This window comes from Saccharopolyspora sp., assembly GCF_017434145.1.
Lineage (GTDB): Bacteria > Actinomycetota > Actinomycetes > Mycobacteriales > Pseudonocardiaceae > Saccharopolyspora_C > Saccharopolyspora_C galaxeae.
Genome location: NZ_JAFRFW010000233.1, coordinates 1 through 8739 on the forward strand (window position 1 = coordinate 1; position 8739 = coordinate 8739).

9 protein-coding genes are annotated in these 8739 nt (G+C 70.8%); 7 read left to right on the plus strand and 2 right to left on the minus strand.

Annotated elements, in window-relative coordinates; all coding sequences use genetic code 11:
* Positions 1-54 precede the first annotated feature (54 nt).
* Positions 55-1638 (plus strand): glycosyltransferase 87 family protein, encoded by a 1584-nt coding sequence (locus IJH84_RS06610; RefSeq protein ID WP_200068630.1) that lies wholly within the window; start codon positions 55-57, stop codon positions 1636-1638.
* On the opposite strand, the gene IJH84_RS06615 is transcribed toward IJH84_RS06610, so the two are convergent.
* Entirely contained in the window at positions 1631-2992 is a 1362-nt protein-coding gene (locus tag IJH84_RS06615; protein ID WP_295141538.1) for a glycosyltransferase family 87 protein, read from the minus strand. The two genes, IJH84_RS06610 and IJH84_RS06615, sit on opposite strands and share 8 nt — an antisense overlap.
* A 79-nt stretch (positions 2993-3071) precedes the next feature.
* The gene (locus IJH84_RS06620; RefSeq protein ID WP_295141541.1) at positions 3072-3842 is read right to left on the minus strand and encodes a deoxyribonuclease IV; all 771 of its coding nucleotides are present in this window, start codon (positions 3840-3842) and stop codon (positions 3072-3074) included.
* Between the two features lie 178 nt (positions 3843-4020).
* Between IJH84_RS06620 and IJH84_RS06625 the strand changes: the two genes are divergently transcribed.
* The 6 genes from IJH84_RS06625 to IJH84_RS06650 all read left to right on the plus strand — a co-directional run.
* Positions 4021-5019, plus strand: a complete 999-nt coding sequence (locus tag IJH84_RS06625) for a hypothetical protein (protein ID WP_295141543.1) — start codon at positions 4021-4023, stop codon at positions 5017-5019.
* A 202-nt stretch (positions 5020-5221) separates the two neighbouring features.
* Positions 5222-5575, plus strand: a complete 354-nt coding sequence (rpsF, locus tag IJH84_RS06630) for a 30S ribosomal protein S6 (RefSeq protein ID WP_200067990.1) — start codon at positions 5222-5224, stop codon at positions 5573-5575.
* Positions 5576-5674: 99 nt separating this feature from the next.
* Positions 5675-6160: a single-stranded DNA-binding protein gene (locus IJH84_RS06635; protein ID WP_200067989.1), complete on the plus strand. Its 486-nt coding sequence runs from the start codon at positions 5675-5677 to the stop codon at positions 6158-6160.
* A gap of 47 nt (positions 6161-6207) precedes the next feature.
* Positions 6208-6447, plus strand: a complete 240-nt coding sequence (gene rpsR, locus IJH84_RS06640; protein WP_200067988.1) for a 30S ribosomal protein S18 — start codon at positions 6208-6210, stop codon at positions 6445-6447.
* A gap of 88 nt (positions 6448-6535) precedes the next feature.
* On the plus strand, positions 6536-6988 hold the full coding sequence (gene rplI, locus IJH84_RS06645) for a 50S ribosomal protein L9 (protein ID WP_295141549.1): 453 nt from the start codon (positions 6536-6538) through the stop codon (positions 6986-6988).
* A gap of 597 nt (positions 6989-7585) precedes the next feature.
* Positions 7586-8739 (plus strand): DnaB-like helicase N-terminal domain-containing protein (locus tag IJH84_RS06650; RefSeq protein ID WP_295141552.1); only part of this gene is annotated, 1154 nt, incomplete at its 3' end.

Consider the following 8739-nt stretch of genomic DNA (forward strand, 5'->3'; position numbering starts at 1 on the left):
AAGCCCGAGCACGCCGGCACCGAGCTTGAGGAGCCCGTAAAGGTGAGCGCGGCCGTGGACGGCGAGTCGCTGGACGCCGCGGACCGGGTCGCGCCGAGTTGGACCGAACCCGTCGCGGCCGCGGCCGCGCGGCCGTTCGGCGGCCGGATGGGCAGGCACGCGCAGGTCGGCAGGCAGTGGTTCTGGACGCCGCTGCGGGTGGTGCTGCTGCTGGCGATGGTGACGCTCTCGGCGGCCTACCTGTTCAAAGCGCCGTGCCTGCAGACTTACGACACGTCGCAGGGTCCGCAGCTGGACTGGCGGCACGGCAAGCAGTACACGGCGATGTGCTATTCGGACGTCATCCCCCGGTTCGGCATGGGCGATCTCGCCCCGGACGGGGTGTTCCCGTACAAGACGCCGTGGACGCAGAGCCCCGGGGCGACCCAGCCGGACCGGTACATGGAGTACCCGGTGGTCACCGGCGTCTTCCAGTGGGTCAACGCGAAGATCGCCGACGGCTGGTCGACGCTGGCCGGACTCGGCTGGCTGCCTTCCGCGCTGATCACCGTCGTGTACTTCAACGTCACCGCGTTCTGGCTCACCGCGGCGTGGCTGAGCACGGCGTGGGCGGTGCTGCTGCTGGGCGGGCGACGACCGTGGGATTCGGCGCTGGTGGCGTTGTCACCGCTGGCGTTCGTGCACGCCTTCACCAACTTCGACGCGCTCGCCGTCGCGCTCGCGACCGGCGGGTTGCTCGCGTGGTCGCGGCGACGACCGGGTTGGGCCGGGGCGCTGATCGGGCTGGGCGCCGCGGCGAAGCTCTATCCGCTCCTGCTGCTCGGGCCGCTGCTGGTGCTGTGCCTGCGTTCCGGGAGGTTGCGGGACGGCGGACGAGTGCTGCTCTCGACCGCGGTGGCCTGGCTGATCGTGAACGTGCCGATCTTGGCGCTGTACCCGAGGGGCTGGAGCGAGTTCTACCGGCTCAACGGCAGCAGGTCCGCGGACCCGGACTCGCTGTACAACGTGCTGTACCACTACACCGGCTGGGCCGGGTTCGACGGTCCGCTGGCCGCTGGCCAGGTGCCGGTGGTGCTCAACGCGGTCTCGCTCGGCGTGTTCGCCCTCGCCTGCGCGGGAATCGCCTGGCTCGCGCTGGCCGCGCCGGTGCGCCCGCGGCTGGTGCAGCTGTGCTTCCTGGTCGTGGCGGTGTTCCTGCTGACCAACAAGGTGTGGAGCCCGCAGTACTCGCTGTGGCTGGTGCCGCTGGCGGTGCTGGCGGTGCCGCGCTGGCGGTGGCTGCTGAGCTGGATGATCGCCGATGCGGCGCTGTGGGCACCGCGGATGTACTACTACCTCGGCACCGGCAACAAGGGACTGCCGGAAGGCTGGTTCCTCGGCGCCGTGCTGGTGCGGGACGCGCTGGTGATCGCGCTGTGCGTGCTAGTGGTGCGGGAGATCCTGCGCCCGAAGACGGATCGGGTGCGTACCTCGCTCGAACCCGCGGGCGCGCACGAGCGTCCGGCCGTGCACGACCCGTCCGGTGGCGTGCTCGACGACGCACCGGACCGGTTCACGCTGCCGTGGCCGCATCGCTTGACGAAGCGGCTGTCCGAAGGGGCGCGCGCCGCCGTCGGCGGTCCCGCGCCGTTCAAGTGAGCGGCTCGTCCACCGAGTTCCGCGCGCCGAGGAATGCCACGAACAATCCGGCCAGCAACACGGCCCGGCCCCACACCCCGATCATCAGGGCTTGCGCGGTGAACCCGTCGTTGATCCCGGTCGGCGAGTACATCCACGGGAAGATGCTCAACCCCATCGCCAGGTCCGCCAGCAGGTAGCCGACGATCCAGCCCCAGCGCACCCGGACCAGCACGAAGAACGGCAACAGCCACAGCGTGTACTGCGGCGAGTGCACCTTGTGCAGCAGCAGGAATCCGCACAGCATCGCCGCCGACACCTGCAGCCAGGGGAACGTCCCCGCCCGCAGCTGCATCCGCCGTCCGATCAGGCAAGCCGCGGCGAACGAGCCGAGCATCAGCAGCGGGGACGCCACGCTGACCGCGGACTGGAACCCGTCGGCGTCGGCGAACGAGCGGAAACCCCAGTACCAGATGGAGTTCGTGCTCAGGTCCACCTCGCGCTGCGACTGGAACTGGAACGACGCCAGCCAGCCGCGGAAGCCGGCCAGCGCGAACGGGAGGTTGACCAGCAGCACCGTTCCCGCCGCGGCGGCGACCACGGCGAGCGCACCGCGCAAGTCGTAGCGCTTGCCCGGCGGCAGCCCGGATGGCAGCTCAGCGCCGCGGCGGCCACCGGTGAGCACGTACAGCGCGAGCGGCAGCACGAACAAGCCCGGGTAGATCTTGCACGCGAACCCCGCTCCGAGCAGCACCGATGCCCAGAACGCGCGCTTGCGCAACGGCATCGAAGTGCACCGGTGCACGACGAACACCGCCGCGGTCGCGCCCCCGACCGCAGGCAGGTCCCAGTTGTGGAACGCGTACAACACCAGCGGCGGACCCAGCGCCCACAGCAGCGCGCGCCACCGGCTCAACCGCCCCAGCCACCAGGCGACCGCCAGCCCGAACGGGGCCATGAGCAGCGCCGATGCGGCCAGGAAGCCGGCATCGGTGTGCACCAGCAGCGCCCCGAGCCAGATCAACAGCCCGGACAGCACCGGGTATTCGACGACACCGCCGTGCAGCGAACCGTCCTCGTCGATTCCGCCGTGCACGTACGGGAAGGTGTGCCGGTCGATGTCCCGGCCGATCCACAGGTTCTGGATGTCCGAGTAGCAGCCGTCCCGGTAGGAACGCTCCTGGTAGGACGGTTCGGAACGGCCCCACTCGTCGAACTCCGGCCCGGTGCAGCGCGCCTTGTTCGCGTACCCGGCCGCCATCGTCAACGCGGTCAGCAAGCACAGCAGGGCCAGCGCTGCGAAGGTGAGCCGCCGCGCGGTGCGGCTGGGATCGGGGACGTCGAAGATCGGGGCGGTCGGGAGCTGCTCGCGCATCGATGTCCTTCCCGCCGCTTCGGCTCCGGGCGGTCGGGGGCGCGCCCGCGGAACCGACCCTAACGGGCGATCGGGACGATCAGCCGCCGACCTTGCTCCGCAGGAACTCGATGTCCGCGGCCTGCCCCTCGCCCGGCGTCTCCACCACGACCGGCGCACCGGCGCTGCGGCACACTTCGGCCAGCACGTCCGGGTCGATCTCGCCCGCACCGATGTTCGCGTGCCGGTCCCGCGAGGAGCCGAAACCGTCCCGCGAGTCGTTCAGGTGCACCAGGTCGATCCGCCCGGTGATCGCCTTGACCCGCTCGACGATGCCGGGCAGGTCCTCCCCCGCCGCGTGCGCGTGGCAGGTGTCCAGGCAGAACCCGGCGCCGAACTCGCCGACGGCGTCCCACAACCGGGCCAGCACGTCGAACCGGCGGGCCATCGCGTTCGCCCCGCCCGCGGTGTTCTCGATCAGCACCGGGACCTCGAACCCGCCTTCGGCGGCCTGCCGCTCGAACAGCTTGCGCCAGTTCGCGATGCCTTCGGCCGGGTCGTCGTCCTTGGTCACGTGCCCGCCGTGCACGACCAGGCCCTGCGCGCCGACTTCGGCCGCTGCCTTGGCCTGCTGGGTGACCGCCTTGCGGGACGGGATGCGGATGCGGTTGTTCAGCGAGGCGACGTTGATGACGTACGGGGAGTGCACGAACACCGCGAGTTCGCTGTCCCGCAGCTGGGCGGCCTGCGGGTGCGGCTTCGGGGCTTTCCAGCCCTGCGGCTCGGACAGGAAGAACTGCACGACCTCCGCACCCCGCTCGGTGGCGGCGGTCAGCGGGTCGTCGTCGCGGACGTGGGCCCCGATGCGCATGGCCGCAGCTTACGAGCGAGCCCGGACAGCGCGGCGGCCGGACCCGGCGCCGGATTCCCAGGATGCGGATTCCGCCGGTTTTTCACTGCACTGGCCGTCACTCAGCGCGCTGATCCACGTTATTTTCACCGGAGGGTGTTAATCGCTGTCACGCGGCGGTGATCTTCGGGGAGGAACCATGAGCGACGGCCTGGCCGCCGATCAGCAGTCGAACGCGCAGGTGAACCCACTGGTCAGCGAACGTCCGCCGAGCAAGGCGATGGGCCGGGTGCTCGCCGCGGGCGCGGCAGGAGCGTTGGTCACCGCGAGCACCCTGCTCGGCGCGGGTACCGCGAACGCCGCCGGCTCCGCGGTGATCGAGCAGTGCACCGGAAGCACCGACAGCAGCGAGTTCGGCCAGCGCATCGTGGCCAGCCCGGCCGCGCTGGACGCGAAGGTGGAGCAGGCCGTGCTGCTGGCGTTCCCGCTGCAGTTCGACCTCGCCAAGCAGGCGAAGGAGGAGTTCAGCGGCAGCGGGTCGGTCGGCCTCGGCACCGTCGGCGAGGAGACCCAGACCTTCTCCGGCCAGAACCTCGCGGACGCTTTCGCCGGGCAGATCGAAGGTCTCTCCGGGCTGCAGGACAAGGGCTCCGAGGTGAGCACCCACGTCCGCAACCTCGCCGCGCTCGGCTGCATCGGCGGCGCGCGGGTGCCGGGTCAGGAGCAGCCGCCACCGCCGCCACCGGAGCCCGCGCCCGAACCCGAGGAACCCAGCGAGCAACCCGCACCACCGTCGGCCGAACCCGACGTTCCTGCGGACGACGAGACTTCCGCGCCGGTCGCGGCGCCGGGCACGCCGCGCGCCGACCCGCGCGTCGGGACTTCCGCGCCGGTCGTCGTGGTGCCGCCGAACTACGGCTCGGCCGCGCCCGGAACACTGCCGCCGTGGGCGCAGTCGCAGTTCGGCGCGGCACCCGGATTCGCCCCGAACGTGGGTGACCTGCGCGAACAAGCCGCCGCGAAGCAGCGCGAGCAGCGGGAGAACGCCGCGCAGCAAGAGGTCCGCGCCGCGGGCAAGGCCGAGACACTGCCGGCCGGGCAGGACAACCGAGTCGCGCTGCCGGTGCTCATCGCCGCGATCTCGCTGGCCGGGGTGACCGCCGCGCTGGTGCGCACCTGGGTGCTGCGCCGCGCCTGATGCGGAATTGCTTGCGGCCGGCCGCCTCGCCGACCGGCCCGGAAACCTTGAGGCACTCGTACCCACCGGACCGGCGCGCGGCGCACCCGCCACGCGGTCCTGTCGGGGCAGGTTGCTAGCCTGGTCGACGTTCGTGGACGCGAACGACCCTCCTGCCACGGAAAGTCCGTGGCCGTGAGTCCACAGGAGGTGAGTGGTCCTCATGCGTCATTACGAGCTCATGGTCATCCTCGACCCGAGCCTGGACGAGCGCAACGTGCCGCAGTCCCTGGAGAACTTCCTCAAGGTCATCCGCAACGATGGCGGCAGCATCGAGAAGCTCGAAGTCTGGGGCCGTCGCCGGCTCTCCTACGAGATCGACAAGCACGCCGAGGGCATCTACGTCGTGCTGGACATCAACAGCGAGTCCGCCTCGATCAAGGAGCTGGACCGCCAGCTCAACCTGAACGAGAACGTGCTGCGCACCAAGGTGCTGCGGCGCGTGGTCGAGCCGCGCAAGGCCGCCCGCGTCGCCCGCGCCGCGGCGAAGGCGAACAAGCAGACCGCCTCGGCCTGAGCACCCGATCGGACCTCCCGCCCCGGCGGCAGGCGATTCGCGCCTCGCTGAATCCGCACGGCAAGACAGTTCCCGCACCTCAAGGACGGAGTCCAGGCGATGGCCGGTGAAACGGTAATCACGGTGGTCGGCAACCTCACCGCCGATCCGGAACTGCGCTTCACGCCCTCCGGTGCCGCGGTCGCGAACTTCACGATCGCCTCCACACCGCGGACCTTCGACCGCCAGAGCGGCGAGTGGAAGGACCAGGAAGCGCTGTTCATGCGCTGCAACATCTGGCGGCAGGCGGCGGAGAACGTGGCCGAGACGCTGACCCGCGGGATGCGGGTCGTCGCGCAGGGCCGGTTGCGCCAGCGCTCCTTCGAGACGAAGGAAGGCGAGAAGCGCACGGTCGTGGAGCTGGAGGTCGACGAGATCGGGCCGTCGCTGAAGTACGCGACCGCCAAGGTGAACAAGATCAGCCGCGGCGGCGGTGGCGGTGGTTTCGGCGGTGGCGGCGGTTCTTCCGCGCCCGCCGACGACCCGTGGGGCTCGGCCCCGCCCGCCGGTTCCGGCGGCGGGTTCAACGACGAGCCGCCGTTCTGACCGCCCGCGGCGCACCAGACTCGAGATAGCTTTTCAGGAGGAAGACCATGGCCAAGGCGCCGGTGCGCAAGCCGAAGAAGAAGGTCTGCGCGTTCTGCAAGGACCGCGCCGCGCAGAGCATCGACTACAAGGACACGACGCTGCTGCGCAAGTACATCTCCGACCGCGGCAAGATCCGCGCTCGTCGGGTGACCGGCAACTGCAGCCAGCACCAGCGCGACGTCGCCATCGCGGTGAAGAACGCCCGCGAGATGGCGCTGCTGCCCTACACCTCGACCGCCCGCTGATCCGGGACCGCTCGTCCGCCCCGCGGCGGGTGCCGCAGGGCGGCGGACGCGGTGCGGTCCCGTTAGGAACGCTAGAAGGAGACACGTCGTGAAGATCATTCTGACTGCGGACGTGACCGGCCTGGGCGAGTCGGGTGACATCGTCGAGGTCCGGGACGGCTACGGCCGCAACTACCTGCTGCCGCGCAACCTGGCGATCGTCGCCACCAAGGGCGCGCAGAAGCAGGTCGAGACCATCCGCCGCACCCAGGAGGCGCGCCGGGTCCGGAACCTGGAGCACGCCCAGGAGCTCAAGCAGCAGCTGCAGGAGCTCGGCTCGGTGACGCTGACCGCGAAGGTGTCCAAGCAGGGCAAGCTGTTCGGTTCGATCACCCCGGCCGACGTGGTCGCCGCGGTGCGCAAGGCCGGTGGCCCGAACCTGGACAAGCGCTCGGTGGACCGGCGCGGGCACATCAAGGCGCTGGGCAAGCACGGCGTCGACGTGCGGCTGCACCCCGACGTGAAGGCGTCGGTCGACGTGCAGGTCGCGGCCGCGGACTGAACCACGGACCCCCGGCGGCCGAGGCGGTTGCGCCCGGTCGCCGCGGGGCGCCTCGACCGGTCCGGGAGCACTCGCTCCCGGACTCGGGTCGGCAACGTGCGTTGCGCCGTTCGAGTCTGGTTTGGACAGTGCTCCCCACTCGATCGGCCGCTTGACCGTGAGCAACGCGCGGTCGCCGGGCGCTGTGCCCGACACGCCGATGTGCGCAGTTGGCGCGACACGCCGAGGCTTTTCCACGAATTTCTTCCACACCGCATGCACAAGCTCTGACCTGCGGTGTTTAGATGATCTTCGTCGGTTGTCCCCAGGTTGTCCCCAGCTATCCACCCGAGTTGTGCACAGCTGTCCACTGACCTGTCCCCAGTTGTCCACAGGTTGTCCTTAGGCTTGTCCACAGCTCGGTTTGCCTGCTCCAAGCGGGCGATCTAGCTTCGCGAGCGCACTCGTGCGCAACGGTGGGTGATCATGCCGCGGCCGTCGGCCCGGGATCGCGCGTGCGCCGTACCCGGCGCCGCGCAGCAGCGGCACCCGGCGCGGGTTGCCCGATCAGCAAGGCCACCGGTGTCGGTGGCGACGGCTCGGAGGTGACGGGTACCGGTGGCGTTAGCAGACGAGCGCGGTGTCGAGCCCGGCGACTACAGCGACAGCTTCGAGCGCCAGCCGCCGCAGGACCTCGCCGCCGAGCAGTCCGTGCTCGGCGGCATGATGCTGAGCAAGGACGCGATCGCGGACGTCGTCGAGGTGCTCAGCCCGAACGACTTCTACAAGCCGGCGCACCAGAAGATCTACGACTGCGTGCTGGACCTCTACGGCCGCGGTGAGCCCGCCGACGCGATCACCGTCTCGGCCGAGCTGGAGCGCCGCCAGGAACTGCTGCGCATCGGCGGCGCGCCCTACATGCACACGCTGATCGCGAGCGTGCCCACCGCCGCGAACGCGGGCTACTACGCGGAAATCGTCTCCGAGAAGGCGGTGCTGCGGCGGCTGGTCGAGGCGGGCACGCGCATCGTGCAGCTCGGCTACCACGGTTCGGAGGGCTCGGAGATCGAGGAGGTCGTGGACCGCGCGCAGGCCGCGATCTACGACGTGACCGAACGCCGCACCAGCGAGGACTACGCGGCGCTCGAAGACCTGCTGCAGCCGACGATGGACGAGATCGACGCCATCGCTTCGCGCGGCGGCGAGTCCCAGGGCATCCCCACCGGCTTCACCGACCTCGACGAGGTCACCAACGGGCTGCACCCGGGCCAGATGGTCATCGTCGCCGCCCGCCCCGGTGTCGGCAAAGCGCTCGCGCTGGACACGCCGCTGCCCACACCGGGCGGCTGGACCACGATGGGCGAGGTCGCCGCCGGTGACGAGCTGATCGGCGCGCACGGCAAGCCGGTGCGGGTGCTGCGTGCGACCGAGGTGCTCGACGACCGGCGCTGCTTCGAGGTGGAGTTCTCCGACGGCGCGTTGATCGTCGCCGACGCCGAGCACCAGTGGCGCCTCGCCGACGGCAGCGTGCGCACCACCGGCGAGTTGGCGCAGTCGGGTTCGCGTCCGGCGCTGCCCACCCACGCCGCGTTCGAGCTGCCGGAGCGGGAGCTGCCGGTGTCGCCTTACACGCTCGGCGTGTGGGTGGCCGCCGGGGATCGTTCCGGTGTGGTGCACGCGGACCCGGAGCTGCTCGAGCAGGCCGGTCTGCAGCCGCGGGTCGCGGCCGAGCAGGCCGGTGAGCCGGAGCAGGCCGAGCCCGAGCAGCCCGC